Source organism: Flavobacterium selenitireducens, assembly GCF_014748335.1.
Lineage (GTDB): Bacteria > Bacteroidota > Bacteroidia > Flavobacteriales > Flavobacteriaceae > Flavobacterium > Flavobacterium selenitireducens.
Window position 1 is genome coordinate 178555 of the sequence record NZ_JAAVIY010000003.1, and the last position, 16383, is coordinate 194937.

At 49.0% G+C, this 16383-nt stretch carries 10 protein-coding genes; 7 read left to right on the top strand and 3 right to left on the bottom strand.

Annotated features, from left to right (window positions below; genetic code table 11):
* The first annotated feature begins 4 nt into the window (after nt 1-4).
* The 3 genes from HC229_RS06720 (at nt 5) to HC229_RS06730 (ending at nt 7733) form a co-directional block, all read left to right on the top strand.
* A complete protein-coding gene (locus HC229_RS06720; RefSeq protein WP_191019698.1) occupies nt 5-3511 on the top strand; it encodes an RHS repeat domain-containing protein in 3507 nt (1168 codons plus the stop codon).
* A gap of 104 nt (nt 3512-3615) precedes the next feature.
* Nucleotides 3616-7182: a DUF6443 domain-containing protein gene (locus HC229_RS06725; protein ID WP_191019699.1), complete on the top strand. Its 3567-nt coding sequence runs from the start codon at nt 3616-3618 to the stop codon at nt 7180-7182.
* Nucleotides 7182-7733: a hypothetical protein gene (locus tag HC229_RS06730; protein ID WP_191019700.1), complete on the top strand. Its 552-nt coding sequence runs from the start codon at nt 7182-7184 to the stop codon at nt 7731-7733. Before HC229_RS06725 ends, HC229_RS06730 begins: the two co-directional genes overlap by 1 nt.
* A gap of 27 nt (nt 7734-7760) precedes the next feature.
* Here HC229_RS06730 and HC229_RS06735 read toward each other — a convergent pair whose 3' ends face one another.
* Entirely contained in the window at nt 7761-8306 is a 546-nt protein-coding gene (locus HC229_RS06735; RefSeq protein WP_191019701.1) for a hypothetical protein, read from the bottom strand.
* Nucleotides 8307-8407: 101 nt separating this feature from the next.
* Here HC229_RS06735 and HC229_RS06740 point away from each other — a divergent pair, with 101 nt between their 5' ends.
* From HC229_RS06740 to HC229_RS06755, 4 genes are all read left to right on the top strand, one after another.
* Entirely contained in the window at nt 8408-8689 is a 282-nt protein-coding gene (locus tag HC229_RS06740) for a hypothetical protein (protein ID WP_191019702.1), read from the top strand.
* Between the two features lie 117 nt (nt 8690-8806).
* The gene (locus HC229_RS06745) at nt 8807-10954 is read left to right on the top strand and encodes a catalase (protein WP_191019703.1); all 2148 of its coding nucleotides are present in this window, start codon (nt 8807-8809) and stop codon (nt 10952-10954) included.
* Between the two features lie 12 nt (nt 10955-10966).
* Entirely contained in the window at nt 10967-11566 is a 600-nt protein-coding gene (locus HC229_RS06750) for a YciE/YciF ferroxidase family protein (RefSeq protein WP_191019704.1), read from the top strand.
* Nucleotides 11567-11671: 105 nt separating this feature from the next.
* Nucleotides 11672-13408: an ABC transporter ATP-binding protein gene (locus HC229_RS06755; RefSeq protein WP_191019705.1), complete on the top strand. Its 1737-nt coding sequence runs from the start codon at nt 11672-11674 to the stop codon at nt 13406-13408.
* Nucleotides 13409-13413: 5 nt separating this feature from the next.
* Here HC229_RS06755 and HC229_RS06760 read toward each other — a convergent pair whose 3' ends face one another.
* Both HC229_RS06760 and HC229_RS06765 read right to left on the bottom strand, forming a co-directional pair.
* Complete coding sequence (locus HC229_RS06760; protein ID WP_191019706.1) at nt 13414-14094, bottom strand: SOS response-associated peptidase; 681 nt, start codon at nt 14092-14094, stop codon at nt 13414-13416.
* A gap of 22 nt (nt 14095-14116) precedes the next feature.
* The gene (locus HC229_RS06765) at nt 14117-16381 is read right to left on the bottom strand and encodes a hypothetical protein (protein WP_191019707.1); all 2265 of its coding nucleotides are present in this window, start codon (nt 16379-16381) and stop codon (nt 14117-14119) included.
* Between the last annotated feature and the right edge of the window lie 2 nt (nt 16382-16383).

Genomic DNA, 16383 nt, shown 5'->3' on the forward strand with positions numbered 1-16383 from the left:
GAACATGGATAGTGTAAAAAAAATACTCTCTGCATTTTGCTTGGGAAGCGCCATCGCGCTTTCTGCCCAGGGTTACCAGCCCAAAGTCAACAATATTCCTACCTCTCCCGAAGCAGCCCTAATGGAACGCTTTGGCGAAATTCCGGTAGGATATTACAACGGCTCGCCCAATATCGATGTTCCGCTTTACACCATTAAAGTCGATGAATTTACCTTACCGCTCGCACTGCGTTATAATTCATCGGGTATAAAAGTGGCGGACGAGGCCACGTGGGTTGGGTTGGGATGGGACTTTTCTCCCGGCGGCTACATCATACAGGAAGTTCGCGGCCGGCGTGATGAAATGGACAGCCCGACGTTGAACACCGCACAGGCCAGTTATGATTTTTTCATGAATCGGATACTGACATCGGGAGGATTAGGCAGTTACAAAGAAATAAAGCAGTTAGGGAACAACCACTACATCTTTAATTGCCCAACCCAGTGTTTTAATGGGGCTTGTTCATCCTATGGGATATTTGAAATCCCGGGCCTTCCGCCAAACGCAGAAGACGGGGCGCTTTTAAATGCATTGCGCACAGGCCATGGCGACCCCGATATTTACCACTACAATCTTGGGGGGTACATGGGAAAGTTCTATGTCAATCCCCAAACACAGGCAGTTGTTTTCATAGATAATAAAGACGGGATCAAGATCATCAAAGGAGGCGATCAAACCAATCCTACCATTGAAGCGAAACTGCCCGACGGAACTTCTTACTTTTTTGGTAGCGGCGGGCGAGAGATATCCCATGGCAATCTTCCCGTAAATGACTATTACGAGAAAAGTGGCTCCACTTTCAAAGTGACTAAAATTACATTGACCAGCGGAAAGAGTATCGATTTTGAATATCAGGATGGGCAGGTAACCAATTTGCGGTACTCTCAATTCGCGTATTTGAATTCGTGCTACGGAGGTCCCCAGCCTAACAATTTGCCTACGCCGCAACTGCCGAACTCCAGCCCTTATGATATCAGCCAGGTCAAAATCCTGAAGAAGATCACGACACCCGATCTTAGGATCGACTTTGTTCTCGCCGACCGGGAGGACACGAATCTTAGGTCGACCGATTCGCATAAAAAACTGCAAAGCGTCGATATTTTTTCAAAGACGACCAATAAAAAACTCAAATCGTTTCAACTCACTACGTCTTATTTTCCACATGGTTCATCGCCTCCAATAGGGAATTATCAGTTGAATACCGCGGTGCTCGCCAAGAGGTTAAGGCTCGACGCGGTCAAGGAAATCGGATATACGCAAGGAACAACCCAAACCGCTGATTTGTCCAAACCGGCCCATGTATTTGAATATGACCAAAGTGTCATGTTGCCGCTAAAGACTTCAAATGCCATTGATTTTTACGGTTATTACAACGGCGCCTCGAACACCTCGCTAACACCAGATCTTGATTATTATGACTATCCATATGAATTCATGGGCGCAACGAACAATGTCCCGTTCGTTTACACCAATTACACTAAAGGAAACCGGTACGCCAACAACGACTACGCCAAAGCTGGCCTGATCAAGAAAATCACCTATCCGACGGGAGGGCATACCACTTTTGAATTTGAGCCTCATACATTTACGAATCAGCCGATTCCTTCTCAACAGCAGGTCAACTCGATGTTTAAATATTACAGTGCGACGGGAGGTATGATGCCATCGTGGTCGTCAAACAGCCAAACCGTCACTTTGCAAGGGATCAATGCCAGCGTAACCATGAGCTTCCAGGTGAGTTTTTCGCATGGAAACCCAATAATGTCTATGACCGACCAGTCGCCCAATAACATTGCGAAAACTAAAATGTGGTACGAATCTTCGGTAACGTTGGTCAAAGTGAGCGGAAACGGATCCGGTGTGGAGACGCCCGTGATGACTTGGGTGCCGGGGAATTTCGTCAGCCTCCAAAACTGGCAGTTGCCAGGTTTCACCGGCATACAACAAAATGTCACGTACCGTTTGAATTACCAAGCCGGATACGTTTATAAAATACGGGCGACATTCCCGGCCCCTCAAGCGTTTAATCCCGTTCCTTATTTTCCGGGCGGTGTTGCGTATGCAGCAAATTCCAACATCAATGTACGCTATTTCGGAAGACTTCTCGAAGGCACCGAATACCAAGGCGGGGGATTAAGGGTGAAAACGATTACGAGCTACACATCCGTAACGGACCCGTCTCCGACGATTAAAAATTACGTGTACCATTCAGGCAAGATACTTACTGATTTCAATCCGCTTGCCATCAATGACGTGTATTGCTTCAACTGTACCAGTACGCGTTGCGATTCCCCGTGCGGGAACATGCAGACAATGTTTACACGGGAACTCTTCGTCGATTCTCGATTTTTGCAGCATCTGAGCAATTATGTCGGGTACGGAAAAGTGGAAGAAATATTGGGTACGTCGACGTACAATATAGGAAGGAAGGAATTCGATTTCCACAACCAGCCAAATATGACTTCAAACGGGTTTCCCGATGTGCCTAATGCGATTACCGGGCTTCAGACGGCAGAGCGAACCTACGACCGAAGCGGAACGCTGCTCCACAAAAAGACCTTTACGTATCAGGACTACATTCCCGGCGTCACTGTATTTTATGGCGTTAGGCTTAAAAGCAATTATTATGGGAATACTGATCCTGTCGAGGGTCCGAATGGCACCTCGCGTTCCAAGTTCAGCTATTTGTGTACGCCTATACTTTCCCAAGCTTACAAGATCGCGGACATCAAGGAATACACGTACCTCGGGGCATCATCTGTTGACGATATCACGACCATAACCTACAACAATTACGGACAGGTCGCTACCGAAACCCGTCACGCGGGCCAGTTGGAAGAAACCATGAGGCAATATCTATACGCAACGGATAATCCGATCGGCACGAACGAGCCGACATTGGTGGCAGCGAATTTTATCAACGTTCCCCTCCAGATCAAGACAATTCGCAACGGCCAACAAGTTTCGATGACGCAGGAGGAATATATGAAAGATGGTTATAACCACATCATACAAACATCCGTAAGCAGTAAAAAAGACAGCCAATCTCTGGAGAAAAGAGTCCGCTACGACGCATACGACGCGAAAGGCAACCTGACTGTTTTCAAACAGGAAAATGGCAAAGCGACGTTGCTTGTGTACGGGTACGACAAGACGATGCCGGTAGCAAAACTGGAAAATCTTGATTATCCTGCAATCCCGTTCGCCTCCGAGGACGACATCACGTTATATTCTGCAGCGGGGACGTATAACGAATCGCTGCTCAGCGCTGCATTGGCCAATTTGCGCACTTTATATCCGACAGCTTTGGTGACGACGTATCTCTATGCGCCGGGCCAGGGCGTCAAGACCATAACCGATCCCAAAGGAGACAGCAAGAATTATATATACGATAATTTTGGCAAGCTCAAAGAGGTGCGCAATGCCCAGTCCGAATTGATTTCCGAACACAACTATCACTACAAGCCCTAACTCCCGAGCATATGAAAAAAAGTTTTTTACTTTCGTTAGTATTGCCTTTGGCGGGGTGGGGCCAAAGCGTTGATCAAAATTATACAAAAGCTACCGTATATCGGGTGCCCACCAATACGACCATTGCGAATCCCACGCCGGAACAGGCCAAGGTAAGCGTTACCTATTTTGACGGCTTGGGCAAACCGATACAGGAAATTTCACATCGACAATCGGCCAGTGGGAAAGACATCGTGAACTCGATCCGCTATGATGATTTTGGTCGTCAAACCAAGGATTATCTACCTGCTCCCGCCTCGGATGCCACGATGCTTTTCCGGGATAGTTTGACGGTGAATACGGCTTTGTCCAATTATCCGCAGTATCTCGGCGATATATCATTTTTCCAACGCAGGCTCGACGCTTCTCCATTAGGACGTACGCTTAAACAAGGAGCTCCTGGCTATAGCTGGCAGATCGGATCCGGCCACGAGATCAAGTTCGACTATCAGGCCAACCTCAACAACGAAGTCAAGCTCATCACCGCGATTTCCAGCTGGGATGCCGGACTTGGCGTCTTTAAGCCGATGATCGACGAAGGCGGTGCGAACAGCTATCCCGCCGGAAGGCTGTACAAAACCGTGACAAAAGATGAAAACTGGGAAACGGGCGACGGGTTGAATCGCACGACCGAGGAGTTTAAGGACGTCCAGGGGCGGGTAATACTCAAAAGACGCTACAACCTGAGCGATCCTCACGACACGTATTATGTCTATGACCAATTTGGAAATCTTACTTATGTCATTCCGCCGGCCGTAACCGGAACATTGACCCAAGGTAAACTGAACGGCCAGTGTTATCAATACCGCTACGACAGGCGTGAGCGGATCGCCCACAAGAAGCTTCCGGGAAAATCGTGGGAATTCATGGTTTACGACAAACTGGATCGCGTTGTTGCCAATGGACCCGTGGCATCGCCATTCACTAATACCGTGAGAAACAACAACGGGTGGTTGATCACAAAATACGACGCGCTCGACCGGGTGGTCCTCACAGGCTGGATGGCCCAAGCGGCCGATAGCATCAGTTGGAAGGCAAGGCAGGCTGAACGGGATGCCGAGATGACCAACTTCAGTGAAACCAAAACGGCGACGACAACCAATACAACGGTAAACGGGGTCGCCTTCCGATACAGTAATGTGGCTTGGCCAACCACAACTTTCCATGTGTTGACGGTGAATTACTATGACGATTATAACTTTCCGAATGCCCCCGCAACAATACCTTCCTTTGTAATGTCAGATGCCAGCCAGGCAGTGCATTACAATCAAACAACCAAGCCGAAAGGACTGCCGACCGGGACTTATGCCAGGGTATTAGAGGCAACCACAGCCTACAGGAGGGAAGTAAATCACTTGCTGTACGATATTTATGGACGCGAAGTGAGAAACCATAAATTAAATCATCTTGGCGGATATACTTATAGCGATGCCAAACTTGACTTTGCAGGCCAGCTTTTAAATCAAGAAATACAGCACAAGTACACGTCGTCTTCCGCTTCAAACACGAATGTGTTGATAAAACAAGGACATACCTACACCCCCCAAGGGCTCTTGGCAAAGACGCTGCACACAGTTAACGGGAATCCCACCGAATCCCTGTTAAAGCAAGAGTATGACGAATTAGGAAACGTGTTGGTCAAGAGGGTCGGAGGATCGGATCTTTCCGGATTGGAATGCCTCCAAAAAGTAGAGTACTATCACAACATTCGCGGATGGCTCACCGATATCAACTACATAGGGGAACCTTCGACGAACTTGCCAATTTTTCAAGGGAATGATCCGGACGACTTGTTCAAGTTCCAAATACGTTACGAAACGCCAAGCCCCGACAATGATTTTTTACCGCCAACACCGGGTGAGGCCATGTATAACGGAAACATTTCAGAGACCCAATGGAAGACAAGGAACGATATGATTCAGAGACGCTACCGCTATTTTTATGACGACTTATATCGCCTGACCGACGCCAACTATGAAAAACCCGGCAATCCGACACCGGAAACAAATAGTTACAATGAGGCCGTCGATTACGACAAGAATGGGAATATCACGCTCCTGACCCGAAATGGGGAATACGACGACAACCTGTATTTTCTTGAAATCGACAATTTATCTTATGTCTATGACCTGAATAAAGTAGATCGACTTCTCAAGGTAACGGACAACTCCAGTATCGGTTCCGGATTCTACGACGGCAACATCAGCGGCAACGATTATGGTTATGATGCCTACGGAAACCTGATCATCGATAAGAACAAAGGAATCAAAGTAATTACGTACAACCATTTGAATTTGCCTATAGGCGTCGAAAAGAACACATCGGAGAACGTTATCTATACCTATAATGCCTTAGGCGATAAGGTTGCAAAGTCATGGACGTCGACCACCGGTTCCGGCAATACCGATTATTTGGGAATTTTCCAATATACGGACGGCACACTCGATTTCGTTTCTACTTCCGAAGGGAACCTCGAGGCGAGTTTGACATCTTCAGGACTGATATTCCGATATGTCTATAACTATGTCGATCACCTCGGAAATATTCGAATCAGGTATGCTGCCGACAGCGAAACGGGTGAAGTGAAGATTCTCGAAGAAAACAATTATTACCCGTTTGGGCTCAAGCACAACAATTACAACATGTCGAGGAGCGCTTATATAGACGGAGTCGGAGTCGGTCCGTGTACAGATTGTCCGAAATCCTTCAATTATAAATACAACGGGAAGGAGTGGCAGGACGAGCTCGGAATAAACTTCTACGATTTTGGATTTAGGCACTACATGCCAGATATTGGGCGTTTTACGACGATGGACCCCATGGCTGATTTTACGAGCTATCAGTCTCCTTATGTTGTAAGCGATAACAATCCGGTACTCAACATGGACGAGGATGGATTAGGGTTTTTCAACGTCATTGTCAATCTCCTCAAGCGTTTGTGGGGGGCAATCCAAAGCATAGGAAATGATTGCAGCTGCAATAAGTATACACAAGAATCCGTTAGAGGGGCATGGATTCGGCCGGATTTCCCGGTCATCAACGAGTGGCTTTCCGATGTTTTCGACGGCGGAGGGAACAAAAGGCAAACAAAGAAGGAAAGCAAGCCGGTAAAGGACAGGGACAAATTGACCGCGCTCGACATGGACGGTGCCGGGTTGGTTGAAGGAGATAATTCGATTTCAAATGTCGACATCACTATCCCAAGGTTCGTAACCCCGACTCCCCGACCTAAGATTAAACCGGTCCCGACATTGGACAATAAACCAATAGAGATTGGCAAGACCTATAATCGCCACATTCAGTTCGCCGGGAATTCGAGTACGTTGAATCTACCGTTAACCGAACGAACGATGAGAGACATGCTAAAAACGCTGAAAGATTTCCCGCAAGTTCATTTTATGATTTCAACGAGTGTATCGGTATCCTCCGGTAGGGGGGCAACCCTGAATTCCTTGACAACGGTTGATGGTAAAACGGGAACGCTTGGTGGTTTGATGTCCGCGCGGGCTAATGCGATATATAAATTCCTCATCCGTCGTGGTGTAAAACCCAAGCAGTTGTCGATTGGCGTCGGAAAAATAAAAACGGATGGAAGTCAACCTGACGCCACCTTTACGGTAACCAACAAATGATGTACAAAATTCTGTTCGCGGCCCTCTGTATCGTATTCGTATCGAACGAACCACGCTCGTATTTCGATTCCATGCCGCAGGACATCGACAAGATACCTTGGTCGTCGACCAAAAAGTTGACCTGGCCCGATTTTCAGGGGGTTCCGGATACGGCCAGGTCGAACCTTGCCGCTATGTCTACCGTTGTCGTCGAAATTTCTGATGGCCATTGGGAAGGTGACATTCCCAAATTTAAAATCGGAACCTATTTTATTAAAAGTAAATCCTGGACAACCACGAATGATAACTATACGTTGAATCATGAGCAGGTGCATTTTGATCTTCATGAACTATACGCACGCAAGATTCGCAAGGCGTTCGACAGCCTGAACCGCAAAAAAGTTTCCGAAGTTCCCAGTTATCAAAAAGTATATAACCGCTATCTCGAAGAGGCAACCGCCCGCCACTATCGTTACGACAGTGAAGCGAATTTCAACGAGATAAAGCAACAGCAGTGGAGCCGGCAAGTCCAAAGCGACATTCAGCAAACCAAGCAATACGAAGCACAATGAAAAAGGTGGGGCTTACTCGCCTTTCGTTTATCTGCACAACGCACAATGCGCGCCGATTGCTGCCGAAACGCCGACGGGATTCGTCGCGATTGCCGCGCATCCCGTGAATCCGTCGCAAAACGCTTGGAATTCGCGCACGAAACATTGTCCGAAGGTTTCGTTTATCGGATGATTCACACAAGGATTGACAGGTAATCGCATCGTCGTAATGGACAATCGCTGGTCTGGCGACTTGGTCTCGTCGGCATCATAGACCAACTTATATTTGCCGTCGTTGATCGCGCTTCCCTCGATAATCACAATGTTGGGATCTTGAGTGGAAGCGATGTAGAGTTTTTTTTGGTCGGGATACGTAATCGTGATGAGGCCGTGCGATCCGAATTCGGTCGATGCGCCGTAGCGTTCGCGCATCGCGTTTTTGAAATCGAGGTCACCTTGGGATGTCCTGGCGTAATCGGCGCCGGGCTCGCTTACAGATGAGTTGGTCTTCTGTCCCGATGTAGATACGGGATGATCTCCTGATTCGCAACCCAACGCCAAAAGGATCAGGAATGCGGCTGATAATTTTTTCATAGTAGTCGATTTGAGCGGTATTAATTTAAGGTTTTAATCGTATCAAAAATTAGCCCGTCTTAAGTTCATGGGAATTATGTAACTTTCGTCGGAAATCATGGATGTTGGCAGTAATGGAAATTTCAAAAAGTACCTTTCTTGGCGCCCTTCTCGTCATCACGATGGCGGCGACCGCTTTTGGCGTATTCTGCAAACTTCAGGGTTATCCCGAAACCTTGTTCGTAGCGGTCGGTTTGGGGACATTTGGCATTTTTTGGATCGTAACTTTGTATGACATCTGGAAAAGCCAACTGAAAAACAAAACCCTTTTACTTTTGCTCACGCTGTTGATTCCATTCGTGTCACCCGTTATCTATTTCAAGCTTCGCGAGGACGAAAATTGATCCAACCAAGTTGATTGTACGAGATAACTAATCCAAAGCTACCTCATTTCCGCCTAATTGTGTAAGGTTCAGATCGTATCTAAAAGGTTTCTTTGGATAAACGAACACAGGACAATTATGGCACAAGACGACACTTCTGCAAACCATCAGGATGACAAGCAACGCGATTTCTCGCTGAACAAATCAGATGGTACCAATAAATTCATGACTACCGACCACGGCGTCAGGATCAACGACGACAATAACTGGCTCAAGGCCGGCGAGCGAGGGCCATCCCTGCTCGAGGACTTCATCATGCGCGAAAAGATCACGCATTTCGATCACGAGCGGATTCCGGAAAGAATCGTGCACGCCAGAGGTTCCGGAGCTCACGGCTTTTTTGAAGTCACCAATCCGATCCCGCAATTCACCAAAGCCGGATTTTTACAGAAGGCCGGCCAAAAAACACCCGTCTTTACACGATTTTCTACCGTTGCCGGGAGCCGCGGCTCTACCGATCTGGCTCGCGACGTCCGCGGTTTTGCCGTAAAATTCTATACACAGGAAGGTAATTTTGACCTTGTCGGAAACAACATTCCGGTGTTTTTCATACAGGATGCGGCCAAATTTCCTGACTTGGTCCACGCGGTCAAGCCCGAGCCTCACAACGAAATCCCGCAAGCATCTTCGGCCCACGACACGTTTTGGGACTTTATCTCGCTCATGCCGGAATCGATGCATATGATCATGTGGACGATGTCCGACAGGGCGATTCCACGTTCGTATCGCATGATGGAAGGTTTTGGCGTGCACACGTTCCGACTCATTAACGAACAAGGCGAATCCCATTTCGTCAAATTCCACTGGAAACCTAAATTGGGCACACACGCCGTGGTTTGGGACGAAGCCCAGAAAATTTCGGGTAAAAATCCTGATTTTCACCGTGAGGATCTTTGGGAAGCGATTGATACGGGCCACTTTCCGGAATGGGAACTCGGCGTCCAGATCGTGCCTCAAGCCGACGAATTCAAGTTCGATTTCGATTTGTTGGATCCGACGAAAATCATTCCAGAGGAATTGGTTCCCGTGACCATAGTGGGGCGAATGGTGCTCAACCGCAATCCCGATAATTTCTTTGCAGAAACTGAACAGATCGCCTTTCACCCGGGCCACATCGTTCCCGGAATCGACTTTACGAACGATCCATTGCTGCAAGGCCGGTTGTTTTCCTATACCGACACACAATTGCTGCGTCTCGGCGGCCCGAACTTCCACGAAATCCCGATCAACCGTGCCATAGCTCCGGTCCACAATAACCAGCGAGACGGGTTTATGCGACAGGAAATCAACGTGGGCCGCGTGAGTTACCACCCGAATTCGTTGGGAGGCGGTTGCCCGTACCAAGCTAAGATAAGCCAAGGTGGATTCAGCAGTTTCAACGAACGAGTCGAAGCGGTCAAGGTGAGGGCGAGAAGCGAAAGTTTTTCCGACCATTTTTCGCAGGCGCGATTGTTTTACAACAGCCAGACCGAGGTCGAAAAATCGCATATTGTTCGCGCGCTTCGGTTTGAGCTCGGAAAAGTCGATACCACGGCAATCCGTTTGCGAATGCTCGGTTTATTGTCTAAAATCGACGAAAATCTTGCCCGACAAGTAGGTAAGGGATTGGGTCTTCCGGTTCCGGATAAACTCGAGCGGCCAATAAATGAAGGCGTTCGTGCCGAGGGAAGCGACGCTCAGCAACCATCTGAAAAGCAAATATCCTACGAGCCTTCGGATGCACTCAGCATGATCAACAACCCGACGGTCAAACCATCGATCGAAACGCGTAAGGTCGCTGTCATTTGTGCCGATGGTTCCAGTGGGGAAAACATAACAGATTTAAAGATCACCTTGCTCAAGAACGGCGCTAAGGCATTCATAGTCGCGCCTCATCTTGGCTTTTTGGCAACCGATGACGGAGGCGAACTTCCTATCGATTTCTCGTTCCTTACCTCGTCCTCTGTATTGTTCGATGCCGTCTTCATTCCCGACGGAGGCGCACAATCGCAATTGGCTTCCGATCCTGACGTGGTCGAATTCGTCCAGGATGCTTACAAACACTGTAAAGTCATCGGAGCGATGGGAGCTTCGGCAGCACTTCTGGATTCCCTGACAAAAAACAAAGCGATCGAAGACGACCCGGGATTGATTTCGGGAGACGGCGGCACCGCATCCATCGAGCGTTTTATCGAGGCCATGAGTGATCACCGCATCTGGGAACGCGAAACAATTCTTACCAACTAAAAAAAATCAGATATGAAAACGCTTACCAATGAAAACGACGGATCCCAGGATGCCAACAATGTAACCACGGCGGGTCCAAATGCAGCTGCCGATTTGCGATCGCTGTTCGTGGATTGCCTAAAGGATATCTACTGGGCCGAGAATGCCCTGTTGAAGGCACTTCCGAAGATGCAGGCCAACGCTCATTCCGCAAGGCTCGCATCGCTGATAAAGGATCACATCGCCCAAACAGAAAATCAGGTGACCCGCCTCGAAGAAATCTTTGAACTCATGGGTGGAAAGGCCGAGGGCAAGAAGTGTGAAGCAATGGCCGGACTTATCAAAGAAGGAGAGGAAATTCTCGAAGAAACCGAGCACGGGCCTGTCCGTGATGCGGGAATCATCGCGGCATCCCAAAAAGTAGAACATTACGAAATCGCGACTTACGGCACGTTGTACACCTTCGCGAAAACGCTGGGGCTCAACGACGAAGCCAAATTGCTCGCCCAAACGCTAGCCGAGGAAAAAGAAGCCGACATGTTGTTAAGCGACGCGGCGATCAACGCGATAAATACAGAAGCCGATGGGGAAGTCGGCGCTACGGCGGACAAACCGCTATCCAAAAAACCTTGATTACTTACTGATGAGGACAAAGGCCGGGACGTTTCGTTTCGGCTTTTGTGTTTTTAGATGTCCGGTATTGTCAAGACAGTACATTTTCGTATCTTCTTAATCGACATGCGCATCTTCTGGAAATACCTCAAACCTTACTCAAAATGGATAGCGTTGGCTTTGATGCTGGCGGCGATCGCACAAATCCTGGCGTTGTACGACCCTATCATTTTCGGGCAAATCGTCGACGGCTATGCGCTGCGGCCGCAAAAGGGCGAGCTTCCTGTCGGCATCGTGAAACTGTTGCTGCTTGCCGTTGCCGTTGCGTTGGCGGCACGCCTGTTCCTGTCCTTGAAGGATTATGTGCTGCGCATGATCGTACAAAAATTCGGCATGGACATTTTTAACGAAGGATTGCGACATACGTTGCGGTTGCCGTTTCAGGAGTTCGAGGACCAAACGAGCGGCGAGATCCTGGCCGTTTTGCTCAAAGTTAGAAGCGACACGGAGAAATTCATTACCGCATTCATCAATGTCTTGTTTTCTTCGTTGGTCGGCGTTGGTTTTTTGATGTGGTACGCCGTGACCAAACACTGGGCGTTGATCCCGGTTTTTTTCATCGGATTCGTCGTACTTGGCGGAATAACAAGCCAGTTAAGCCGCTCGATCAAGACGCTGCAACGTTCGCTGATGCGGCAAAACCGACAAATGAGCGGCACGATCACAGAAAGCCTGCGCAACATCGAACTCGTGAAAAGTCTCGGCTTGACCTATTCCGAGATCAGGCGTCTGAAAAAACACACCCAGGATATTTATGTGTCCGAAATGGCAAAAGTCCGTAAAATGCGCACGCTGAGCTTTCTTCAAGGCACCATCCTGATTTTTCTCAAACAGTCGATCCTTTTTATTTTGCTGTGGCTGATTTTCCGAAACGTGCTTTCTACGGGAGAACTGATTTCGATGCAATTCATTTCCACGGCCATCATCGGGCCTTTGCAGGATTTGGGCAATATCATCGTGTCGTGGCGCGAAGCCGAAACCGCACTGACGATGCTCAACAGCATTCTCGAAAAGCCCGTCGAATACAGCCCGAAGGATTGGGTCGACACGGGCCCGTTGACGGAACTCCACTTTTCGGACGTCGTTTTTCGCCATCGCAACGCCAATTTCAACGCTATCCAGAATATTTCATTTAAGGCGAAACTCGGGGATACACTCGCTTTTGTCGGTCCGTCGGGCTCGGGGAAATCGACGCTCGTAAAACTGCTCGTCGGATTATACCGGCCGGTTGAAGGCGACATCTTATACGACGGCGTTTCGATCAAGGATTTGCGCTATAACCGTATCCGGCGCCAAATGGGATTCGTGACCCAGGATACCCAACTTTTCTTCGGGAGCATTCGCGAAAACCTGTTGTTCGTAAAACCAGATGCGACCGAAGCCGAAATGCTCGCAGCACTCGGGAAAGCATCGGCCACGACCGTCCTCAACAACGCACCTGACGGGCTCGATACGATACTTGGGGAAGGCGGACGCAAGCTTTCGGGAGGCGAAAAGCAGCGGCTTTCGATCGCCCGCGCGCTGTTGCGGAATCCACGCTTGCTTATTTTCGACGAGGCGACTTCCGCCCTCGATTCAATTACCGAAGAGCAAATCACCCAAACCATACGCGAAATATCAGCAGATCGCCGGCAGATGACGATCCTCATCGCGCACAGGCTGTCGACGATCATGCACGCCGATACCATCTATGTTCTCGAAAAAGGCAAAATCGCCGAACAAGGCACACATGAAGAACTCGTCGCCGCGAAAGGTCTTTATTACGCGCTTTGGCGGCAGCAAATAGGCGAACGCAAGAATTAACGGCGTCAGAATAACGTGGTTTGTATGCCATTTTCGCCCGGACAGGGTTCGGCTCTGAGGTTCGGTTTGTAGGCGGGGAAAGCGAAATCGGTAGCGGGAATGCGTTCGTCGAGCCAATCGCGCTCGTCTGCTTTGTTGAGCATAATCGGCATTCTGTAAAAATCTTTCTCGATGTCTTTGTTGTGCACGAATTTCATGACGTCGTTGCCCGTCGTGGTGCAGATCGCGTAGGTGTGAAGTTCCTGGCCGGATCCATCTTTCCAGGTAGCATAGAGTCCGGCTATGCCGAAAATTTTGGAGTCGGCACTTTCGATTCGGAATTTGGTTTTCGATTTTCCTTTAGGATCATTCCAATGATATTCAAAATAAGCCGTTGCCGGAACGATGCAACGATTGCGTTGGATATTCTTCCAGGCGTATCGGCGGTTGAGGTATTCCAGTTTGGCTTTGTAAGTCAGGTGCCAGATCGAATCCGGATCTTTCGTCCAATCAGGCGGAACAATTCCCCATCGGAAAGGCGTCAATGTTGTAGGCGAAGCGTTAGTCAGTATCGGATACGGCTCATGGTCAAATGCATTGATTTCCCTGTTCAACGCCGATAACACGGTTTGTCGCTGCATCACATCCGCTCCAAATCGTTCGGATAGCGCGCCTAACGACACCTCGATAGCTTTGCTGCTTGCCATTGCCAGATGAATTATTGTCGAACTACGATGAGTGTTTCGGTCTTCTGCTCTTTGGTTGGCCGTTTTTGGTTTTCGCTTTGTTGCTCCGCGACCATTCGAGGCGATAAGTGGTTTCCCCATTTGCTTCAAATTCGCGCCAGTCTTTTCCGTCGGATTTTGATGCCAATTCGTTTTTATTGGCGGAGAGTCGTATGTCTGATAACGATTCTCCTATGATCCTTATGCGGCAGGTCAACCGCTTGTCGCCCTGTACGCGAAATGTGACTTGGCCGTCTTGGTAAATCCGCAAGCCGTGGACGGGATAATCGCAAAACAACATCATGCCGCTGTCTCCGAGTTTGTGATATTGTCTCGGCATTACACCGAATCCGGCGCCCGCAGCACCGTAGACTTCCTGACCGACCTGTCCGCTTTTTTCCCAACCGTCCCTGAGATCCTCGAGCGGGATCCAGAGATCTTTGTCGATTTCGCCGGTCTTGACTTCGTCCGAAAGCACTTCCTGCGGTAAAACGGTCGGATAATAGAACGGCATCCGAAAAACAAAATACCGTATGAATTCCGCGACGAGCAAGCGTACCGATGGCGCCAAATCGATCGACTCGGCCTCCTGTAAATAAAAGACAAGCGCAGCATATACCTCGACCTCTTCATACGCCGCGATATACGGAGCTTCGGCCAACGGATAAACAGAAAGAAAACGGGAGTAGTTTTTCGACAGTCCGTAATGGCCTTCCCAGATTTGCATGTTGCGGAACAAACACGCGATACAGGCATAGCTCAAGTCCAAATATTTTTGCTCGCCGGTCTCTTTATAAACCCTCAACAAAGTAGCGGCCGAGAACGCGGTATTGTTGGCCTGGTAAAAAATTTCAAACCCGAGTCCTTCGAGTTTTTTGAGTGAAGTGATCGCTTCACGGAAATACAAATCGTCCCCTGTGAGATCTCTCATTTCGAGCATCAGATGGGCGTAAGCGCCGGGAACGTCTTTTTCGCCTCCTTTACCTTCGGCAGTTTCCGCTTTGACGACATCAAGCGTGTCCAAATTATAAAACACGGGCCATTCATAGTTGAAATGCTTGGCGACTTTCATGGGAAAGGCAATGGAATCCAGGATGATTTTTTCGGCCATCTTGTCTTTTTTGATGGCGAGTCGGGCGAGGTTCATCAACGGATGATGCAAATACCAGGAATCCATGACGCCTTCTTTCTTTTGTTCTTCTGATTCGTCAAGCCGATGTACAAGTGACGGAAGCCATCGCCTGACCACTTTGAGCTTTTCGTCATAAAACGCGGGCAAGCCGTTGCGCAAATCGTCCCGTACCGCATCGGGTTTGCCTCCGCGCCACTCAAAATATTCCGTCAGCGGCACCAGCACGGCCAGTTGCACCATGATTTCGGGAGGCGTATCGTAGTCGCAAACGTAGGCGTTGAGGTAAGAGTGTCCTTCGGCCTGCGTCCAGCAACCTTTGTTTCTCCCGAGGTCGGACAAGCCTTTTTTGGCAATTTTCGGCCAGTCGTTATAGACTGTTTCGGGTTTTGGAAGCAACAGGTAGACCGATGCAAGGTAGTCGAGATAGTTCCTGCAACCCGCTTCCTTGCTTTTCGGGACTTCGACAGACGGCAAAACGAAGGCGTCGGAAATAATGAAACGACGGCCCGCAGGAATCGGTTTTTTGACAGTTGGAGGAAGGCTGAAGCCCGTTTCGGGCCAACTTCCGCCAACCGAACCGCCAACTGACGTTTCCGTAGCGTCACAATATTCGCTCAAAGCGGTAAGATTCTGGAAATAGAAAACCGATCCTTCAAACGGCTTCGACAAGCTGAAATAAAGGTGTCCGGAACGCGTTCCTTCCTGGGATACGTGAATTTCGCCTTTTGAATTGGAAATCAGGCCCGTTCCCGGCAGCGGCAACACGTCGCGCGGGCTGAACGGCACGAAGAGATCCTCTTTCGAGATGAACGATGTAGTGTAGCGAAACGTAGGAAACTGCATACTTTCGGCAAAGGTGATCGTGCATCGGAATTCGCCGAGAGCACATGAAATGCGGATATCGACTTGGTCGGGCGATGTTTGTTTGACATCGGACGTTTCAATGACGGCGCCCCAGGTAAAAACAGGACGGAATGCCACGCGTCCTCCGCCGGGCCATTCGCAGATCGCCCAAAGCGAATTGTGAGATTGGACGATGTCAACCCGGAATTCGCCAAACTGAAGTTCTCCGACATTCTTTCCGTGCAAAATGTCCGATTGGGCGGTTGCAGCCCACGCGCTTAGAGGATTTTTCATTG